At 64.0% G+C, this 18541-nt stretch carries 19 protein-coding genes and 1 tRNA gene; 13 read left to right on the top strand and 7 right to left on the bottom strand.

Features of this window, described 5'->3' with window-relative positions; all coding sequences use genetic code 11:
• The first annotated feature begins 187 nt into the window (after window positions 1-187).
• The 6 genes from plsX (at window position 188) to ABIC03_RS15320 (ending at window position 4313) form a co-directional block, all read left to right on the top strand.
• The gene (gene plsX / locus ABIC03_RS15295; RefSeq protein ID WP_354058912.1) at window positions 188-1249 is read left to right on the top strand and encodes a phosphate acyltransferase PlsX; all 1062 of its coding nucleotides are present in this window, start codon (window positions 188-190) and stop codon (window positions 1247-1249) included.
• Complete coding sequence (locus tag ABIC03_RS15300) at window positions 1246-2226, top strand: beta-ketoacyl-ACP synthase III (RefSeq protein ID WP_026233249.1); 981 nt, start codon at window positions 1246-1248, stop codon at window positions 2224-2226. Before plsX ends, ABIC03_RS15300 begins: the two co-directional genes overlap by 4 nt.
• Before the next feature lie 133 nt (window positions 2227-2359).
• Complete coding sequence (locus tag ABIC03_RS15305) at window positions 2360-2701, top strand: integration host factor subunit alpha (RefSeq protein WP_018456841.1); 342 nt, start codon at window positions 2360-2362, stop codon at window positions 2699-2701.
• A 27-nt stretch (window positions 2702-2728) separates the two neighbouring features.
• Complete coding sequence (locus ABIC03_RS15310; RefSeq protein ID WP_354058913.1) at window positions 2729-3307, top strand: MerR family transcriptional regulator; 579 nt, start codon at window positions 2729-2731, stop codon at window positions 3305-3307.
• A gap of 110 nt (window positions 3308-3417) precedes the next feature.
• A tRNA-Pro gene (locus ABIC03_RS15315) sits at window positions 3418-3495 on the top strand.
• Between the two features lie 125 nt (window positions 3496-3620).
• Window positions 3621-4313, top strand: coding sequence for a hypothetical protein (locus ABIC03_RS15320; RefSeq protein ID WP_354058914.1), 693 nt, complete (start codon window positions 3621-3623; stop codon window positions 4311-4313).
• A 6-nt stretch (window positions 4314-4319) separates the two neighbouring features.
• On the opposite strand, the gene ABIC03_RS15325 is transcribed toward ABIC03_RS15320, so the two are convergent.
• Together ABIC03_RS15325 and ABIC03_RS15330 are read right to left on the bottom strand one after the other, a co-directional pair.
• Window positions 4320-5120, bottom strand: coding sequence for a tetratricopeptide repeat protein (locus tag ABIC03_RS15325; protein ID WP_354058915.1), 801 nt, complete (start codon window positions 5118-5120; stop codon window positions 4320-4322).
• A gap of 332 nt (window positions 5121-5452) precedes the next feature.
• Entirely contained in the window at window positions 5453-5692 is a 240-nt protein-coding gene (locus ABIC03_RS15330; protein ID WP_007611067.1) for a hypothetical protein, read from the bottom strand.
• Window positions 5693-6022: 330 nt separating this feature from the next.
• On the opposite strand from ABIC03_RS15330, the gene ABIC03_RS15335 reads away from it, so the two are divergent.
• The 3 genes from ABIC03_RS15335 to ABIC03_RS15345 all read left to right on the top strand — a co-directional run bounded on the left by ABIC03_RS15335 (window position 6023) and on the right by ABIC03_RS15345 (window position 9434).
• Complete coding sequence (locus tag ABIC03_RS15335; RefSeq protein ID WP_275171367.1) at window positions 6023-6931, top strand: dihydrodipicolinate synthase family protein; 909 nt, start codon at window positions 6023-6025, stop codon at window positions 6929-6931.
• Window positions 6932-7074: 143 nt separating this feature from the next.
• Window positions 7075-8046, top strand: coding sequence for an SDR family oxidoreductase (locus ABIC03_RS15340; protein WP_354058916.1), 972 nt, complete (start codon window positions 7075-7077; stop codon window positions 8044-8046).
• A 275-nt stretch (window positions 8047-8321) separates the two neighbouring features.
• Window positions 8322-9434, top strand: a complete 1113-nt coding sequence (locus ABIC03_RS15345; protein WP_354058917.1) for an alpha/beta hydrolase family protein — start codon at window positions 8322-8324, stop codon at window positions 9432-9434.
• A gap of 10 nt (window positions 9435-9444) precedes the next feature.
• Here the strand turns inward: ABIC03_RS15345 and ABIC03_RS15350 are convergent, their stop codons facing one another.
• Window positions 9445-9951 (bottom strand): MarR family winged helix-turn-helix transcriptional regulator, encoded by a 507-nt coding sequence (locus ABIC03_RS15350; protein ID WP_354058918.1) that lies wholly within the window; start codon window positions 9949-9951, stop codon window positions 9445-9447.
• 404 nt (window positions 9952-10355) lie between these two features.
• On the opposite strand from ABIC03_RS15350, the gene ABIC03_RS15355 reads away from it, so the two are divergent.
• Complete coding sequence (locus ABIC03_RS15355) at window positions 10356-11912, top strand: porin (protein ID WP_354058919.1); 1557 nt, start codon at window positions 10356-10358, stop codon at window positions 11910-11912.
• Between the two features lie 317 nt (window positions 11913-12229).
• Here ABIC03_RS15355 and ABIC03_RS15360 read toward each other — a convergent pair whose 3' ends face one another.
• The 3 genes from ABIC03_RS15360 to ABIC03_RS15370 form a co-directional block, all read right to left on the bottom strand.
• Window positions 12230-12724: a GcrA family cell cycle regulator gene (locus ABIC03_RS15360; protein ID WP_275171362.1), complete on the bottom strand. Its 495-nt coding sequence runs from the start codon at window positions 12722-12724 to the stop codon at window positions 12230-12232.
• 72 nt (window positions 12725-12796) lie between these two features.
• Window positions 12797-12994, bottom strand: a complete 198-nt coding sequence (locus ABIC03_RS15365) for a hypothetical protein (RefSeq protein WP_007603456.1) — start codon at window positions 12992-12994, stop codon at window positions 12797-12799.
• Window positions 12995-13195: 201 nt separating this feature from the next.
• A complete protein-coding gene (locus ABIC03_RS15370; RefSeq protein WP_354058920.1) occupies window positions 13196-14137 on the bottom strand; it encodes an acetamidase/formamidase family protein in 942 nt (313 codons plus the stop codon).
• Window positions 14138-14319: 182 nt separating this feature from the next.
• Between ABIC03_RS15370 and ABIC03_RS15375 the strand changes: the two genes are divergently transcribed.
• The 3 genes from ABIC03_RS15375 to ABIC03_RS15385 are packed head-to-tail and all read left to right on the top strand — an operon-like array spanning window position 14320 to window position 17107.
• A complete protein-coding gene (locus ABIC03_RS15375) occupies window positions 14320-15069 on the top strand; it encodes a YdcF family protein (protein WP_354058921.1) in 750 nt (249 codons plus the stop codon).
• Window positions 15070-15125: 56 nt separating this feature from the next.
• Complete coding sequence (locus tag ABIC03_RS15380) at window positions 15126-15908, top strand: DUF169 domain-containing protein (protein WP_354058922.1); 783 nt, start codon at window positions 15126-15128, stop codon at window positions 15906-15908.
• 14 nt (window positions 15909-15922) lie between these two features.
• On the top strand, window positions 15923-17107 hold the full coding sequence (locus ABIC03_RS15385; RefSeq protein WP_354058923.1) for a saccharopine dehydrogenase family protein: 1185 nt from the start codon (window positions 15923-15925) through the stop codon (window positions 17105-17107).
• Between the two features lie 108 nt (window positions 17108-17215).
• On the opposite strand, the gene ABIC03_RS15390 is transcribed toward ABIC03_RS15385, so the two are convergent.
• The gene (locus tag ABIC03_RS15390) at window positions 17216-18412 is read right to left on the bottom strand and encodes an FAD-dependent monooxygenase (protein WP_354058924.1); all 1197 of its coding nucleotides are present in this window, start codon (window positions 18410-18412) and stop codon (window positions 17216-17218) included.
• Window positions 18413-18541: the final 129 nt, after the last annotated feature.

Below are 18541 nucleotides of genomic sequence, written 5' to 3' on the forward strand. Positions count from 1 at the left end.
CGTCCGCAGCCCGATGTTCCCGAATGCAAAAGGCTGGGGGCAAGAGGTTGTTTCGGGGTAACAAAACGCTATTGTCGCGCCCCGGTCCGGGTGCGGAGTGGCGCTTGACCGACCGCCATGTTCGTGGCGAACCCATTTGCGGCCCCGCTCGTTCAAGACCGCACCAGACCAGGTTTCCAGGACTTTTATGCCAAGCAAGGTTCGCATCGCGCTTGACGCCATGGGGGGCGACGCCGGCGCCGCCGTGGTCATTCCAGGCGCCGCCATCTCGCTCCAGAGGCATCGCGAGATCGAATTCCTGCTGATCGGGGACCGCGCCAAGATTGAGCCCGAGCTCGACCGCCACCCCGCGCTGAAGGCCGCGTCGAAGATCATCCATACCGATGTCGCGGTCAGCGGCGAGGAAAAGCCGAGCCAGGCGCTGCGACGCGGCCGCAGGACCTCCTCCATGTGGCTTGCCATCGATGCGGTGAAAAAGGGCGAGGCGGATGTTGCGGTGTCCGCCGGGAATACCGGCGCGCTGATGGCGATGTCGCGCTTCCACCTGCGCACGCTGCCGGGCATCGACCGTCCCGCGATCGCCGGCATGTGGCCGACCAGGCGCGGCGATTCCGTCGTTCTCGACCTCGGCGCCAGCATCGGCGGCGATACGCACCATCTGGTGTCGCTCGCCATCATGGGCGCAGCGATGGCCAGCGTGTTGTTCAACAAGACGCGTCCCACGGTCGGCCTGCTCAATATCGGGGTCGAGGAGATCAAGGGGCACGAGGAGATTCGCGAGGCCGGCGAAATCCTGCGCGCCAGGAACCTGCCCGAGCTCGACTATGTCGGCTTCGTCGAGGGCGACGGCATCGGCAAGGGGGTCGCGGACGTCATCGTGACCGAAGGCTACGCCGGCAACATCGCTTTGAAGGCCGCGGAGGGAACCGCGCGGCAGATGGCGGAATTGCTCCGCAACGAGATGAAGCGGGGCTGGCTGTCAAAGCTCGGCTATCTCTTTGCGCGCAACGCCTTCCAGGCCCTGCGCAACAAGATGGATCCGAACAAATCGAACGGCGGCGTGTTGCTGGGGTTGAACGGGATCGTGGTCAAGAGCCATGGCGGAATCAGCTCCGAAGGCTTTGCCTATGCGATCGATGTTGGCTATGAGATGGTCAAATTCGATCTCCTCAACAAGATCAATCAGATGCTCAACCGCGAAGGTGGTGCACTCAATTCCGTGCAGGCCGCGCAGGAGGCTGTTTCGTGACTCAAATTCGTTCGGTCGTGCTGGGCTGCGGCTCTTATTTGCCGGAGCAGGTGGTGACCAACGCCCAATTGGCGGCGCGCATTGACACGTCCGACGAGTGGATCGTGCAGCGCACCGGCATTCGCGAGCGGCATATCGCAGCCGAGGGCGAGTTCACCTCGCATCTGGCGCTCAAGGCGGCGCAGGCTGCGCTCGCCGATGCCGGCGTGGACGCGCAGTCGATCGACCTGATCGTGCTCGCGACCTCGACGCCCGACAACACCTTCCCCGCAAGCGCGGTCGCCGTGCAGCACGGGCTCGGCATCAACCATGGCGCGGCCTTCGACCTTCAGGCGGTGTGCTCGGGCTTCGTGTTCGGGCTTGCCACCGCCGATAATTTCCTGCGCACGGGTGCCTTCAAGCGCGCGCTGGTGATCGGGGCGGAAACCTTCTCGCGCATCCTCGACTGGACCGACCGTGGCACCTGCGTGCTGTTCGGCGACGGCGCCGGCGCGGTGGTGCTGGAGGCGCAGGAGCAGCCGGGCAATGCCGCGACCGACCGCGGGATCGTGACCACGCATCTGCGCTCCGACGGCCGCCACAAGGCGAAGCTGTTCGTCGACGGCGGCCCGTCCTCGACCCAGACTGTCGGCCATCTGCGCATGGAGGGCCGCGAGGTCTTCAAGCACGCGGTCGGCATGATCACCGACGTGATCGTCGACGCCTTCAAGGCGACCGGGCTCAATGCCGACAGCATCGACTGGTTCGTGCCGCACCAGGCCAACAAGCGAATCATCGACGCGTCCGCACACAAGCTCCATATCGCGCCGGAGAAGGTGGTGCTGACGGTGGACCTTCACGGCAACACCTCGGCGGCCTCGATCCCGCTGGCGCTGTCGGTGGCGCGCAAGGACGGCCGCATCAAGCGTGGCGACCTGGTTCTGCTCGAAGCCATGGGCGGCGGCTTCACCTGGGGCTCCGCGCTGGTGCGCTGGTAAGCCACAGTCGATAAAATTTTGCCCGAATCAGCGCGGATTATCGATGCGCCTGCATTGATGAGCGCTGTTGACCGCCGTATCGTAAGCTCATAATTTCAGACAACAATTGTTCGCCGTGATGTGGGGCAGGGCGATGACCGATCAAAGTAAAACCGTAACGCGTGTCGATCTGTGCGAAGCCGTCTACCAGAAGGTGGGGCTGTCGCGGACGGAATCGTCCGCCTTCGTGGAACTCGTGCTGAAGGAGATCACCGATTGCCTTGAGAAAGGCGAGACGGTGAAGCTGTCCTCGTTCGGCTCCTTCATGGTCCGCAAGAAGGGTCAGCGCATCGGTCGCAATCCCAAGACCGGCACCGAGGTGCCGATCTCGCCGCGCCGGGTCATGGTCTTCAAGCCGTCGGCGATCCTGAAGCAGCGCATCAACGCCCAGCACCGCACCAATGGCGACGCCAGCAAGGCGCAACCCGAGGCGTAATCCGCCCTCCGGATAAGGATTTGGCATTTGGACAAGGCGCCGGATGCGTTCCGAACCATCAGCGAAGTAGCGCAGGAACTCGACATTCCGCAGCACGTGCTGCGGTTCTGGGAGACGCGTTTCTCCCAGATCAAGCCGATGAAGCGCAGCGGCGGCCGCCGCTATTACCGCCCCGACGACGTCGACCTGCTCAAGGGCATCCGCCGTCTGCTCTACGGGGAGGGCTACACCATCCGCGGGGTGCAGCGGATCCTCAAGGAACACGGCGTCAAATCGGTGCAGGGCCTCGCCGACGGTGCGGCCGCGGTCTCGTTCGGCGCCATCGAGGACGCCGTCGGCGCCAGCCTGATGGAGCCCGAGGAGGAGACCGGCGTCCGCGGCGCCCGCGACAGCGACGATGACGACTACCAGGGCGAGGAGGAGGAGGGCATCGACTTCCGCTTCTCCGAGACCGACGACGAGGAAATCCTCACCACCTTCCGCAAGGGCGGCACCCCCGCCGCGGCCGCCGGCCCCAGCGCCATCGACCGGGAGCGCCTAGGACGGGTGCTCGCCGAGCTCATCGCCTGCCGCGAAATGCTGGATCAGGCGCTGAAGGACGCCTGACGCCGGATCTCCTCGGCTTTGGGGCAGTTCCAGTGCCTTTCGATGGCGACACCAAAATGGTGTCACCTCGCCTTGCGCAAACCGGCGATCCTAGCTAATGGAACGACGTTCGGAGCGTGGCGCAGCCCGGTTAGCGCACTAGTCTGGGAGACTAGGGGTCGGAGGTTCAAATCCTCTCGCTCCGACCATTTGTTCGTAGATTTGGCTGAGTACACACGCGAAAAGCATCGCGATACGCGCTTTGTCTGTCCGCGATGAGGCTCACGGTGCGCGCCCGGCGACAATGGGAGCATCAGAAGTGCCCGACGAGCCGATGCCCCTCAAGTTCCGCTGCCCGCCGGGCCTTGAAGACAAATTGCCGGCGCCGATCCCTGCGAGTTTGGGCCTGCCTGCCTGGCTGAAGGCGATGCCGACGCGGGCCTTCAACGCGATCAATCAGCGCGAGGAGGATACGGTCAAGCGATGCCCTCCGGTCGTCGACGCCATGACGAGCGGCTTCCTGATCCCATTGATGTGCGATGTCAGGTTTGAGAACGGGGAAATTTCCTGGGACAGTGACCTGCCAGCCGGTGGTGAGCTCGATTTCCCGCGCTCTCCCGTTGGATTTCACGACTCCAGTCAGGTCACGGGATCGCCGTTGTTCGAGCCGGACCGGCTTCTCATCAAGTTTCGTAACCCATGGCTGATCGAAGCGCCGGAAGGCTATTCGGTTCTGTTCATGCATCCGATCAACCGGTTTGATTTGCCCTTCACTACGCTGACGGGCCTCGTCGATTGCGATCGATATCGTGACAGTTGGATCCATTTCCCGGTGCATTGGCACGACGTGAATTTCAACGGCGTGCTGCAGAAGGGGACGCCGATTGCGCAATGCATGCCGGTGAAGCGGGAAACCTGGGTCGCTCAGACCGCTCCACTGACTGAAGAGGAGATGCGGCGGGTGTTCGAGGTAACGAAGTCGGTCGCGCAGGAGCCTGGCGCCTATCGACGGCAGTTCCGTGCGTGAGCCGCATCAGGGCACCTCGCTTTGCAGAAACTTCTTGAGCGCGCTCGGGCGGAAGAAGAAGCGCCCGTGCGATGAATGGACGAGCGTGTAGGCGACTTGCGCCAGCATTCGAGGGCGGCCGCGTAAGGCCGAACGAAGGCTCGCTTCGCCCGCTTCGCGCTCGCCCAACTCGAACAGGCAGGCCGCGAGGTCGGCCCGTGCCATGGCATCGTCAGGGCGCAGCGCCAGCGCGAGCCGGTACATTTCTGCGGCCGTGGCATAATCACCATCCTGGCGCAGCACGCGTGCAAGTAGGGTGGAGATATCGGGACGCCCGGGCGCGGCCTCGTGGGCCTTGACGAGGATCGCGCGCGCCTCACCACGCGTATTGCGCTCGAGATGCAGCCGCGCAAGATCCAGTTGTAGGTCGATGCTTTCCGGCGCGAGCGCGAGAGCGTTGCCGATCACCGCGATGGCCTCATCGAGGCGCCGATCCTTGGCAAGCTGGCCGGCGAGTTCCTGGAACGCCGGCAGGAAAGGCGGGCGACGCGCCGCGGTCCGGCGCAATTGTTCGACGGCTTCCGTGCGACGTCCGGATTCGCCCAAGGCCGCGCCAAGTAGAGTTTCGATGCCCGGATCACTCGTGCGGCGCGCCGCCTTGTCCAAGGGCAGGATGGCCTCCGCTGCGCGGTTCTGAGCGAGCAAGGCGCGGCCAAGAACCCATGTCGCGACGATATCGTTCCGGCTCGCCTTCAACACTTCAGCTGCAAGCCGCTCCGCCTCGGCGAAGTTCTGCATCCGCAGCGCGAGCGTGGCGCGCTCGCGCAAGTCGGTTTGATGAGGTCCGCGGCTGGGGGGAAGAACAGGGCGCTTCGACACCGGGCTCGCAATCCACGACAATCGAGACGTCAAGTATGGCCTCGGCCCTGGCGTCGGGCAACCGCTATTCGCCTTCGCGCACTGACGCCGGATGCGGCGTGCGCGTGCGATCATCTTGCGAGCAGTGGCTCAAGGGGGAGGTGTGATCGTTGTCACAAAGAGCGCCGCCGCAATGGGGTCTGGCGCTGTCGATGCCCGCGCGGAAAGACCATGCGGCCCCCGGGGCGTTTCCTCGTTTTTAGTCTTGGTCCGTCGTCTTGGTATCAGTGTTTTGCGGAGCGTTAGGCGTGGCCCTTGATCTCGTAGTGTCCCGGCACGCATTTGTAGCGATCGAGCCGCCAGTTAGCGTGGTAGATCGGATGTTCGCCCATCCATTTTGCCAATGGGGCCTGTGCGCCGATCGCACACTGCATCATCGACATCTCGGGCGTCATGTTGCTGTCGGTCACGATTTCCTCGATGCAACTGCCTGAGCTGGCTGCACTCAGCCGGCAGAGCACGGCAACGACGGTCACGAACATTCCAGTCACCTCATCGGTAGTTTCTGACCACGAAGAGGATGCAAGCGGAGTGCCAGAGCCTGTGACGCAAACAACACGCTGGCATGGCCGACTCGACCCGGCGTCCGGAGTCCATTTGACGTTTCGGATTGTAAAAAAATTGCCCCTAAACCGAAGCCGGACAAATACGGGGAACCGGCGGGGGTGAGTCGCAGGGATGATCGATTGTGGGGGCAGCGCCGCGCCGGTGGCGCTTCACAGGCCGCGCGCAGCCGGTAGGCTCGCAGGACCGTGGGCACCCGCCAAAAGAGCGGGAGCGCCACAAGGGATATGGAAACGCGAGGGCAGACCATGAAGGCACGACCGACCGGCGTGATCCCGCCGATGACGACGCCGTTCCGCAAGGATGGCGAGATCGACTACACGCTTGTGGCGCCTCAGGTCGACTGGATGATCGGGGCCGGCGCGCATGGCGTCGCGGCCGGCGGCTCGACCGGCGAGGGGCACACGCTCGATCACGAGGAATATCGCGACCTGATGGAGGCGACGGTCGCCGCGGTGAAGGGACGCATTCCCGTGATCGCCGGCATCATCGTCGATTCCACCCGCGATGCGATCCGCCGCGGCAAGCTGGTGCGCGACATGAATGTCGCCGCGCTCCAGGTCACGCCGGTGCACTATCTGTTCAAGCCGGACGACGAGGCGATGGTGGCGCATTTCCGCGCCATGGCGGATGAGACCGGCATGCCCATCATCATCTACAATGTGGTGCCGTGGTCGTATCTTTCGCCGGCGCTGCTGACGCGGATCATGACCGAGGTGCCGCTGGTGGTCGGCGTCAAGCAGAGCGCGGGCGATCTGAAGCTGTTCGCGGATCTCATGATGATGGCGCCTGACAAGCTGATCTACAGTGCGGTCGATGCCCTGATGTATCCGTCCTACACTTTAGGGGCCCATGGCTCGATCGCCGCGATCCTGACCGCGGCGCCGCATGCCTCCGTCGCGCTGTGGGATGCGGTGAAGGCGGGTGACCATCCGCGCGCGCTCGACCTGCACAAGAAGCTGCTGACGCTGTGGAACGCCGTGATCGCCGACAATCTGCCGGCCTGCACGCGCTATGCGCAGACGCTGCAGGGCCTGCCCAGGACTTATCCGCGCGCGCCGATGCCGGAGGCCTCAAGCGCGCAGCAGGCGACGATCCGCAAGGCACTGGACGGGCTCGGCGCGTTGAACGGGCGGCGCGTCGAGGCGGCCGAATAGTCCACGCCCCGAAATTACTGATGAGCACGGCAGCGCCGATCCGCTTTTACCTGCGGATGCGGCGCTGCTACATTTTGCGCGCGCTCCGATGCGCGGCTTAGCCATGAAGAAACATACCGACAAGGGGAGGGGCCGAAAGTCCCATGAAGGATTTTGCAGGAAAGATCGCCGTCATCACCGGCGGCGGCACGGGAATGGGACGCGAGCTCGCGCGGCAGCTCGTCGCCGAGGGCTGCAATGTCGCGATGTGCGACGTCTCGGAAGCCGCGATGGCCGAGACCAAGCGGCTGTGCGAGGTCGAGAAGCTGCCGCAGGGCCTGCGCGTCACGACCCACATCGCCGACGTTTCGATCGAGGATCATCTCAAGCGATTCCGCGACGAGTTCGCCGAGCAGCAGAAGACCGACCGGATCCATCTTCTGTTCAACAACGCCGGCATCGGTGGCGGCGGCAGCCTGTTCACCAACACGCGCGAGCAGTGGGAGCGCACCTTCAACATCTGCTGGGGCGGCGTCTATCTCGGCGTTCGCACCTTCCTGCCGATGCTGGTCGCAGCCGACGAGGCCCACATCGTCAACACCGCGAGCGTCAACGGCTTCTGGGCCTCGATCGGCATGAACCAGTCCCACACCGCCTACAGCTCGGCGAAGTTCGCCGTGAAGGGATTTACCGAAGCGCTGATCAATGATCTCCGCCTGCACGCGCCGCACGTCAAATGTTCGGTGGTGATGCCCGGCCATATCGGCACCTCGATCGTCTCCAATTCGCGCAAGGTGCAGAGCGCCGACGGCTCGGAGCGGCTCAACCCCGACGAGGTCGCGCTGACCCGCAAGCGCATGGTCGCGGCCGGCGTGCCGGATGCCGACAAGATGTCGGACGAGGACATCCAGGCGGTGTTCGCCGAGCGTGCCCGCAGCTTCCTCGAGGATGCGCCGACGACGGCGGCGCAGGCCGCCAGTATCATCCTCGATGGGGTCAAGGCGGAGCAATGGCGCATTCTCGTGGGCGAGGACGCAAAGCGCCTTGACGAGCGCGTTCGTGCTACGCCGGAGCAGGCCTACGAAAGATCCTTCTACGAAAGTTTTACGCAAGAGGTCGGCTGGCGGCTCGGTTGAAGCGGGCGCCGAGCGCGCGCGGATATAGGTATGATGCTCATCATGGCAAGAGGCGCTCGGGCAATTTCGCGTGCCATCTCTTGCCAGTTCGCTGCCGGCGTTTCCTGCCAGTGTCGACCACTCATGACCAATTGGAATGTCACGCATGCGATACGTCCCTTCGTTCAAGCGATGGTGATCTCGAACGGCTCTCATTCGGCGCACGGCAGCTTGGTCAGGGAACCAAAATAGTTTAGTCAATCATGTGTAAGGCGATGACCAGAGCGTAGCTCCCGATGATACCCGCATGCCTCTCCGACGACTGGATCCTTTGCCCGGAGCGAGAGGACATCTCCGCTGAGTTCACGCGGCTCCTGACCGCGGCCCAGGAGGGCGGCGCCACCATCGCGGAATGCCTGATGATCGCGCGGCAGCTGAAGCGGGGCGAAGACCAGTCCTGGCATCGCGAGTGGAAGAATCTGGCGCAAGCCAATCGGCTTCGTGCGGAGGCCGCGTTCGCGGAAGGTCACAGGGCGACGGCGCAGCGCAACTGGCTCCGCGCCATGAATTACTACAGTGCGGCCGCAATGCCGCTCGATCAGGCGGACGAGCGCCGCTGGGTCGCGGTCCTCGCGATGCAGGATTGCGCCCGCCGCTTTCTCGCCGCGCGCGATCCGGCCGGGGAAGTCATGACGATACCCTGGCTCGACGGCCATTCGTTGCAGGGCTATTTCCTGCCCGCGCCGTCGGGACGCGTGCGAGCTCCGACCGTGATCTGCATCGGCGAGCCCGGTCACCGCAAGGAGGAGTTTCTGTTCAAGCTCGCGCCGCATGCGCGCGAGCGCGGCTTCTCGCTGCTGGCGCTGGACCTGTTCGGTGATCAGCGCGACGATTATCTCGACGGGCTGTTGCGGCGCCGGGATCTCGAGAGTGCGATTCCGTGCGTCATGGACTATTTGGAGACGTGCAGCGACGTCGATTTCGGGCGCGTCGCGATCGTCGCCGATGGCTGGGGCTCTTCTTTCGTGGCCCGCGCCGTGCTGCAGGAGCCGCGGCTTGCCGCCGCCGTGTGCGATGGCGGCCTGTGGGACCTGCACGAACGGGCCTTCTTTGCCAGCCGATTCGCGATGAGCGACGTCAGCATCGTTCCGGTGCCGCATGCTCCGCTGATGGCCTCCAGCGCCGACTGTCCGGTGCTGATCACGCTCGGCGAGGACGGCTGGCTCAAGGCCGATCGGGCGCGTCAGATCGTCCAGACGTCCCGGCTCGGCAGCTCGGATGTCATGTTGAAGGTATTCACCGCGGCGGAAACCGGCGCGGCGCAGGCCCATGCGGACAATCCAAGCCTTGCCAATGAATACATTTTCGATTGGCTCGAATCCCGGCTCGGCGCGGCGGGCCGCATCTAAGGACGTCGCCTCAGAAGTCGAGAGTCAGGCGGACGCAGGCCTTTTCGAGACGGGTTTTCAACATCGCGAGCTTGGTGGTGAATTCCGTCAGTTCTTTCTCGTCGAACTCCTGGAAGACGAATTCCTTGATCGTCTTGTACTGCTCGGTGAGGCTGGCCAGGTGCTTCTGGGTCTTCTCGGTCAGGGACAGCCGGACCACCCTTGCGTCGGTCGGCGAGGGGCGGCGGCGCAACAGGCCCTTCTTCTCGAGCAGCTTGGACTGGGTCGTGACGAACGACGGGTCGACGTGGAGGAGTTTTGAGACGACGTTGACCGGAATGCCGTCGTCCTTGTCGAGGTCGGAGATCGCCATCAGGATCAGCCATTGCGGGCCGCTGATGCCGAGCGTTCTCGCCCAGAACTGACGCAGCTCCTCCAGATACATGTTGATCGACGATATCTCCCAGGTGAAGCGCCTGATGATATCCAGATTGCCGATGGGGCGGAGGCGCGCCCCTTCTTTCCTCGTCGCTGACACAGCGTCACTCCCGTGATCTGATTTGTATGCGGCCCGTGTGGTGCAAGCCATAGTCCACGCAAGCCTGCTCTGACGCAAGTGCAGAGCAGGCTAATTTTGTCACTCAAACTACAAAGATGATTTGCTCACGGATCGCTTCGCCGGAGTGTTGCGTATGGGGTACAGGTTTAGCGAAACCACAAAGCTGACTAAATAAGGTATTTTGATTAGTCAACGGCGCAGGCATATTGCTTCGTGACGGTGGGGGGTTCTCGATCGTCCCGTTGCAGCTGGTTCGCTCACGTCCCTCGCGTCGAAAGCGGGTGTGTCCGAAAGCGCAAAGCGGCCGAACGGATTTGCAAGACGGGGATCTGGGGGGCCTCACGGTCCGGTCTTCGTAAAATGAGCAACTTGGAGGTTTTAATATGAAAGTGGTGAAGAGCCTTTTGCTCGGCACTGCGGCGGGTCTGATCGCCGTTGGTGGAGCTCAGGCGGCTGATCTTCCGGTCAAGGCCAAGGCGGTCGAGTATGTGAAGGTCTGCTCGCTCTACGGTGCGGGTTTCTACTACATCCCGGGCAGCGACACCTGCATCAAGCTGGGCGGTTATCTGCGTGCCGAAGTGGCGCTCAATGCCGGCGGCAACTACAGCGCCCAGTACAACAACGTCTTCGCGGCCAATAACCGCCTGACGAACTATTACTCGATGCGCGCTCGTGAAGATCTCAACATCGACACGCGCACCGCGACCGAGTACGGCGTTGTCCGCACCTATTTCGATGCGGTCTTCACCTGGACGACCGGCAACTATGTCGGCGCCGGTTCGGGAACGGGTGCCACCCAGTACAGCGGCACGCTCGGCCTCAACGCCGCAGGCACGGGTCTGATCGGCTCGAGCGGCGGCGCCGTCAACGGCACCGACGGGGGGATCTCGGGCGGCGCGCTCGGCGTCTACTACGCCTTCATCCAGTTCGCCGGCTTCACCATGGGTAAGGCAGTGTCGCAGTTCGACGCGCCCTGGATCAACTATCCCGGCAACAACTTCGACCAGCTCGTCGGCGGCAGCGGCAGCACCAACGGTGTTGCCCAGTTCACCTACACCGCCGATCTCGGCCAGGGCATAACGGCGATCGTCTCGGCCCAGGACCAGACGCAGGTGTTCCAGACCGCGCTGTGGAATACGGCCGGCATGTCCACCACCGGCGTCCTCGGCGGTGCCTACGGCTCCAACGATCTCGGCGGCACCCGCTCCCCCGATCTCGTCGGCACGCTCCGCGTCGACCAGGCCTGGGGCCTGTTCCAGGCATCGGTCGCTGCGCACGACAACCACGTCGGCTATTACGGCGCGAGCGAAGCCACGGGTCATCCTGAAGACAAGTGGGGCTGGGCCGTCCAGCTGGCTCTGTCGATCAAGAACATCCCGACCGGCGCAGGCGACGTGATCAACATCTCGGGCGTCTACACCGACGGCGCGAGCCGCTACAACTTCCAGGAGCTGGCAGCGACCAGCTACTCGATGTTCGGCGGTTCGGGCGGCGCGTATCAGAGCATCGGCTTCGCCGGCGTGTCTGACGCGGTGTTCGCACCGGGCAGCGGCCTCGAGCTGACCAAGACCTACGGCTTCCGTGGTGCCTACACCCACAACTGGAGCCCGTACTGGAACTCGGCGCTCTATGGTGCATGGGCTGCCGTCAACTACAGCGGCACGGCCAAGGGCATGATCTGCGGCAGCGCCGCGTTCGCGACCCTGACCGGTACCTGTAACCCGGACTTCAACATCGGCCAGATCGGTGTCATCACCCGCTGGACCCCGGTCAAGAACCTGACCTTCTCGGCTGACTTCACCTACAGCCACCTTGACCAGAAGTACTCGGGCGTGATCACGACGCCGGCGCTCACGAGCGTTGCCAAGCCCGCGGCGACCTATGAGCTGAAGGACCAGGACACCTACAGCCTGCTCGTTCGCGCGCAGCGCAACTGGTAAGCCTTGATCTTCGGAATGACGCAGCCCCGGCGGGACACCGCCGGGGCTTTTTTACGAGATGGCTTTCGGCGAGATGGGCCTTCGGAAAATCCAGCAGCCCGTGCGGGCAACGAAGACGAGCCATGCGATTCGACCGGCCCAAGTTTATTTACTTACCTGAGTTACTAAGCTATATAGCTCTCAGCCGATGACGAAAGTTGCGGCTCTGACTTGATGCTAAACCTCCAGAAACCTCCGGCAATGCCCTGCCGGAGGTTTTTCGTTTTGGGACATGGCTCGAGGACATGAGCTCTAAGACTTGGCTCTAAGACATGGCTCTAGCCGCGCATGACGCGCGCGCGGGAATTCGGCCGGTAGGCGAGGCGGCTGTGGCCGGCGCAATAGGACTGGCCGTCGGGCGCGGAGTTGCCGCAGAAGCAGAAATCGTCTGCGCCAGGTGTGGATATTGGCCAGCGGCAGCGGTTCTCGGCAAGCTCCAGCAGCGAGCAGCGATTGGCGTCGTCGATCGGACCGGCGACCATCGGCGCACCGGTCTCGCCATAGATCGTGGCGAGCATTTCGTATTGCAGCCGCGGCACCGTTCGCGACGTGCGCGAAGGCGCGGAGCCCCGGTCCTGAACCTTGCGGTCGTCGATGGTCCGGCCGCGCGTCAGATTGAGGCGAGACAGCTTGCCGATCACGGCATTGCGGCTGACGCCGATGTCGGCGGCGATCTCGCGGCAGGAGAGGCCGGCCTCGAAGTGCTGCCTCAGCAGTTCGATGCGTTCGTCGGTCCAGGTTTGTGAAGAAGAAGTCGGTGAGAGAACAGGCATTGTCGCGGTCCCAGGTTGCAGATGTCGGCCATCCGCCTCTCGAGATCCGTCCGCCTCACGTTCGGCGCGCGCTCACGTCCTGCCATTGTCGCGAATCGACAAAAGCCCGTCCTTGATGGCGAGACGGATGCCTTCCTCGATCAAGGTACGTGCGACGCCGGGAACGCTGGTGCCGTGGGTGCCCTGTCTCACCAGCTTCTCCAGATAGGTGATGGTCGAGAGCGCCAAGGTTACGGGAATGCGGTCAGTCTCGGCTTTTTCGGTGGCCATGCCTAAACGCTAGCCTCTTACGCAGGTACATAAAAGTTACGATTAAGACTCTATTTAGGTTCGGAGGCAGAAGTCAATTGTAGGCTGCGGCGCTTGTTCAGCCCGTTGGAATCGCGAAGGAAATTAGGCAAAGATGAGGCACGCCGCGCGAACAGGCAGGCGGCTGGTTGGCCTCGACAGGTCAGGAGTGGGCAGGCCGGCTCAGCCGTGCACGATCGCCTTGTCGATCATGCAGTGGATGCCCTTGGACCCGTTGACGGTCTGGGTCACCCGCAGATCGGCCGCCAGGCTGCATAGCGTATAGGCGTCCTCGCGCGACAAATTGCGCCTCTCGCCGAGCAGCACGATCATGTCGCGCAGCGCCCGCACCACGCATTGGTCGAGGTCGGGGTCCATCGCCATGGTCATGTAATGCGTCGCCGTCTCGCCGCGGGGATAATCGAGCCTGAGGTCCTTGCGCAGCGTCAGGCGAAAGCGGCCCTGGAGTGCGGTCTCGATCGCGGTGACGCAGACCTCGCCGTCGCCCTGCACGCCATGGCCGTCGCCGCAGGAGAACAGCGCGCCCGGGACGAACACCGGCAGGTACAGCGTCGCGCCGGCGCCAAGCTCCTTGTTGTCAAGATTGCCGCCCATGGCGCGCGGGACCAGCGAGGAGATGCGGCCCCAGGCCGGCGGCGGCGAAACGCCCATCACGCCGAAGAACGGCTTGAGCGGCAGGTCGAGCCCCCAGGGCATCCGGGCAATCATCCGCGACCGGTCGAGCGGGATGTTCAGGATACGCGTCTCGTGGAAGTCGTCGGGGAGGGTGCCGGACAGCGGCTTGATCATGTTCCAGCCCCAATCCTGCCGGAGCTGGACGTCGAGGATCTCGATCGCGAGCACGTCACCGGGCTCGGCGCCCTCGACCGCGATCGGGCCAGTGAGGATATGGCCGGGCAGCATGCGCTCGTTCTTGGCATGAACCTCGAACATCTCAGGCGGAGTGTGAAATTTGCTGCGGTCGGGCAGCATGTCCGGACCGCCGCTGATGGTATCGACCGTGACCTCGTCGCCACTCGCGACGGTAAGGACGGGCTTGAGCGCGGCTTCGAAGAAGCCCCAGTGACAGGTCTCGGGGCTGGAATGCAGGTGGTGATGGGTCATGTGGTGTCCGTCCGTTTCACAGGCCCGGGCTTGACCAGGCAATCGATCCTCTTCCAAGAAGCTTTCTGAAGATCGACGGGCGGGTCAAGCCCGCGCGCAACGGGCACGACCATTCCAGCGAGGCTCCCCTGCTTTTTGTCCTGTCAAAGACCCTCGGCACCGCGGTGCTGCCGATCAACTTCATGATCGAGCTCGGAATCGTCTCGGTCGTCCTGATGGCGACGCGCTTTGCCGCATTCGGCCGCAAGCTCGCCGCGGCCACGCTGATCCTGCTGGCGCTCGCCGCGTTCTCGCCGCTCGGCAACCTTTTGCTCTATCCGCTGGAGTCGCGTTTTGCGCCGTGGGATCCGTCGCGCGGTGCGCCCGACGGCATCATCGTGCTCGGCGGCTCCGTCGACACCGATCTGTCGGCGGCGCACCGCACGCCGGTCGTCGCGCACGCGGCCGATCGCCTGTTTGCGCCGGCTGAGCTCGCGCGCCGCTATCCGAACACGCGTATTGTTTTCACCGGGGGCACCGCGAACCTGGTTTCGACGGACTCCCGGGAGGCCGACTACTCCGCGCCGATCCTGGAGAATCTGGGTATCGCGAAGCAGCGCCTGATCCTCGAGCGGGACTCTCGCAACACCTACGAGAATGCCATCTTCACCAAACAATTGGTGGCGCCCAAACCGGGCGAACGCTGGCTCCTGGTCACCTCGGCCTTTCACATGCCGCGTTCGATGGGGATCTTTCGCAAGGCGGGATTTGACGTCGAAGCCTATCCCGTGGACTGGCGAATGGGCGGGCGTGACGATCTTCTCTCTTTCACCAATGTCGCCACGGACGGGCTCCGCCGAACCGAGGTCGCCGTGCGCGAATGGATCGGGCTCGTCGCCTACCGCCTGATGGGCCGGACCGGCGAGTTGCTCCCGGGGCCGGCGAAGGACTAGAACCGTTCAAGAAACAATAACAGCGCCGGCGCGCGACTGCCGGCCGGGAGGACGCCATGCAACAGCAGAGTGCAGACCGCATCGATCTTGCCGGCCTCGTCGCCGATCTCAACGGCCTGTTGCGGCTGAAGACGACGGTGATCGGCATGAAGCTGTTCACGCGTACCGCGGACATGGAGGCAATCCCGAAAATTCGGCGGCCGAACGCGGTCCACACCACCGACCAGATCGTCAGCATGGCGGCGCGTCTGGGCTGGACCGTCGGCATCACCGCCGACGATCTCGTCGGCGCGCAATGCCGCGCGGTGATCGGCCTTGCGCCGCAGGACGAGAAATGGCTCGCCGGCGAAAACTATGTCGGGGTCTGGCACGGCACGGCGGAGGACGCACGCAAGCGCCAGGAGGCGCTGGACGTGGTTCCGTTCGGGCAATATCAGGCGCTCGCGGTCAGTCCGCTGGCGAGCGGCCGGCTCGATCCGCCGGACATTTGTCTCGTCTATGCGACGCCGGGGCAGATGATCATCCTGATCAACGGGCTGCAATATACCGGCTACAAGAAGTTCGAATGGGGCGTGGTCGGCGAGACCGCTTGCGCCGATTCCTGGGGCAGGGCGCTCAAAAGCGGTGAGCCCAGCCTGTCCTTGCCATGTTATGCCGAACGGCGCTATGGCGGCGTGCCGGACGAGGAGATGCTGATGGCCCTGAAGCCGGAACATCTTGCGAAGGCGGTTGTGGGCATGAAGGCGCTGGCGAAGAACGGCCTGCGATATCCGATCCCGCCCTATGGTATTCAAAGCGACGTCCGTGCCGGCATGGGCGTGAGCTACGCGAAGAAGTAAAGCAAAGGCCGACCATGAGCTCTGCGAAATTCGACATCGTCGTCTATGGCGCGACCGGTTTTACCGGCCAGCTCGTCGCCGAATACCTGACCCAGCATTACAAGAGCGACCACGCGCTCAAATGGGCGATGGCAGGCCGCAGCCTCGGCAAGCTGAAATCGGTCCGCGATGCGGTCGGCGCGCCCGGGAATACGCCGCTGATTGTCGCGGATGCATCCGACGCGGCCTCGCTGAAGGCGATGGCGGAGCAGACGATGTCGGTGATCACCACCGTCGGCCCGTATCAGCTCTATGGTGAGGAACTGCTCGCGGCCTGCGTGGCCACGGGCACGGATTATTTCGATCTCTGCGGCGAGCCGATCTGGATGCGCCAGATGATCGACAAGTACGAGGCGGCTGCAAAAGAGAGCGGCGCGCGGATCGTGTTTTCCTGCGGCTACGATTCCGTGCCGTTCGAGCTCGGTACGTTCTTCGTCCAGGAAGAGGCCAAACGTGTCTTCGGCGCGCCGGCCCCGCGCGTGAAGGGCCGCGTGCGCGATATGCGCGGCACGCTCTCGGGCGGCACCGCCGCGAGCGCGAAGGCGACCTTCGATGCCGTGGCGAAGGATCTCAGCCTTGTCGCCATTCTCAACGATCATTTTGCGCTGACGCCCGGCTTCACGGGCCCGAAGCAGCCGAAAGGCAACAGGGCAGCTTTCGAGGAGGATCTGCAATCCTGGGCGGCGCCGTTCATGATGGCGCTGATCAACACGCGCAACGTTCACCGCTCCAACATGCTGATGGGATTCCCCTACGGCCAGGACTTCGTCTACGACGAGATGGTCCTGACCGGTCCCGGCGAGAAGGGCGAGGCCAACGCCAAGCTCGTGATGGCTGCCAATGCGGGCAAGACCGGCCCCGACGCACCGAAGCCGGGCGAGGGCCCGTCGAAGGAAGAGCGCGAAAACGGTCTGTTCGATCTACTCTATATCGCGATCGCACCCGATGGCCGCATAGTCCGCGCCGGCGTCACCGGCGACCGCGATCCCGGCTACGGCTCGACCTCGAAGATGATCTCCGAATGCGCCATCTGCATGCTGCGTGACACGACCGACGTCGCAGCCGGCTTCTGGACGCCAGGCGCGGCGATGCAGCACAAGCTGATCAAGCGGCTGGTCGAGAACGCCGGACTGACGTTCGCGGTGGAAGCCCAGGCGTAGCTTCCGTAGGATGGGCAGAGCGAAGCGTGCCCACCACGTCTGTCGCGATTGCGGAGAGATGGTGGGCACGGCGCGTTGCGCCTTTGCCCACCCTACTGCACCGTGCCACTACACCGCCCGCGCGTCGTACGCGTACATGAAATCCATGCCCTTCGCGCCCAGCGGCAGCAGCCATTTCATCATCTGATTGCGGATCCACGCGCCGGTGGCGCTGAACTCGCGCTTGCTGTTGCCGTTGCGGCGGGCCATGGCGACGATCTTTTCCGTGCGCGGGCGCCGTTCGGCCTCGAAGGCCTGGAAGGTGGCGCCGAGCTCCTGGCCTTGCTGCATCAACCGGGCAAGGCGCATCGCATCCTCCAGCGCGAGCGAGGCGCCCTGGCCGGCGTGGGGGCTGGTTGCATGGGCGGCATCGCCGATCAGCAGCGAGCGCTTGCGCGACCAGGTCGGCAGGGTGGCGACGTCGAGCGTGTCGGTGACCACGATGTTCTCGGCTGCCTCGATGATGCCAGGGATCGGATCGTGCCAGCCGCGGTGGAAGCCGCGCAGGTGCTGCTTCAGCGTTGCATGGTCGAGCGCGCGAAACATCGCCGCGTCCATGCCGTGCGCCGGCTGCGTGCTCCACCACATCAAGCCGTCGTTCGGATCGGGGCTGCAATAGCCGTAGCCGAAGAAGCCGCTCTGTCCGAACGTGGTCTCGACGTGCCGGCCGATCGGCCTGCCATCGAGGACGGCGTGCGACACGAAGCCGCCGAAGCCGATCAGTCCGGTGTCGAACGGCTGCGGCCCGTCCGGCACCACCTGGCGGCGCGTCACCGAGTGCACGCCGTCGGCGCCGATCAGGAAGTCGCCTTCGGCCGTGGTGCCGTCGGCAAAGTAGGCGATGATCGGCTGGTCGCCGCGATCCTCGATCTTGATCAGGCGCTTCTCGAAATAGAGTGAAGCGCACGCGCACCAGGCCTTGTCGATCAGCATCTCGTTCAGCGTGGCGCGGCAGACATTGACCGCGGGCTGGCCGTAGCGCCGCGCCATGTCGCGGTTGATCGAGCCGAGCCTCTCTCCGGCTTGCGAATAGAAGTCGAAGGACTCCGCAATCGAGCCGCGGCTGATCAGCTCGTTCGAAAGGCCGATCTCGTCCATGACCTGCATGCCGTTCGGTGCGATCTGAAGGCCGCCGCCGATGCCTTTCGAATAAGGCCAGGCCTCGTAAATCGCGGACTCGATGCCGGCACGGCGCAGCAGGACCGCCGCGACGGGCCCGGCGATACCGGCGCCGATGATCAGGGCCTTGCGGGGACGATAGGACATGGCTTGCTCCCGACGTTTCCGTGGTGCTATGAGAATTACGGTTGCTAAATCTCTTAGTTACTAAGATATATATCGACTAAGATACGGGGTCTGCCTTGTCAAGGACGAAGGCGCGCGCTGCGCTGCTGC

The sequence above is a fragment of the Bradyrhizobium sp. RT6a genome (assembly GCF_040547675.1).
Taxonomy (GTDB): Bacteria; Pseudomonadota; Alphaproteobacteria; order Rhizobiales; family Xanthobacteraceae; genus Bradyrhizobium.

Coding starts and splice junctions, on each gene's coding strand:
- plsX (WP_354058912.1), top strand. CDS start 188: ATGCCAAGCAAGGTTCGCATCGCGCTTGACGCCATGGGGGGCGACGCC.
- ABIC03_RS15305 (WP_018456841.1), top strand. CDS start 2,360: ATGACCGATCAAAGTAAAACCGTAACGCGTGTCGATCTGTGCGAAGCC.
- ABIC03_RS15320 (WP_354058914.1), top strand. CDS start 3,621: ATGCCCCTCAAGTTCCGCTGCCCGCCGGGCCTTGAAGACAAATTGCCG.
- ABIC03_RS15330 (WP_007611067.1), bottom strand. CDS start 5,692: ATGTTCGTGACCGTCGTTGCCGTGCTCTGCCGGCTGAGTGCAGCCAGC.
- ABIC03_RS15335 (WP_275171367.1), top strand. CDS start 6,023: ATGAAGGCACGACCGACCGGCGTGATCCCGCCGATGACGACGCCGTTC.
- ABIC03_RS15340 (WP_354058916.1), top strand. CDS start 7,075: ATGAAGGATTTTGCAGGAAAGATCGCCGTCATCACCGGCGGCGGCACG.
- ABIC03_RS15345 (WP_354058917.1), top strand. CDS start 8,322: ATGATACCCGCATGCCTCTCCGACGACTGGATCCTTTGCCCGGAGCGA.
- ABIC03_RS15355 (WP_354058919.1), top strand. CDS start 10,356: ATGAAAGTGGTGAAGAGCCTTTTGCTCGGCACTGCGGCGGGTCTGATC.
- ABIC03_RS15360 (WP_275171362.1), bottom strand. CDS start 12,724: ATGCCTGTTCTCTCACCGACTTCTTCTTCACAAACCTGGACCGACGAA.
- ABIC03_RS15365 (WP_007603456.1), bottom strand. CDS start 12,994: ATGGCCACCGAAAAAGCCGAGACTGACCGCATTCCCGTAACCTTGGCG.
- ABIC03_RS15370 (WP_354058920.1), bottom strand. CDS start 14,137: ATGACCCATCACCACCTGCATTCCAGCCCCGAGACCTGTCACTGGGGC.
- ABIC03_RS15375 (WP_354058921.1), top strand. CDS start 14,320: ATGATCGAGCTCGGAATCGTCTCGGTCGTCCTGATGGCGACGCGCTTT.
- ABIC03_RS15380 (WP_354058922.1), top strand. CDS start 15,126: ATGCAACAGCAGAGTGCAGACCGCATCGATCTTGCCGGCCTCGTCGCC.
- ABIC03_RS15385 (WP_354058923.1), top strand. CDS start 15,923: ATGAGCTCTGCGAAATTCGACATCGTCGTCTATGGCGCGACCGGTTTT.
- ABIC03_RS15390 (WP_354058924.1), bottom strand. CDS start 18,412: ATGTCCTATCGTCCCCGCAAGGCCCTGATCATCGGCGCCGGTATCGCC.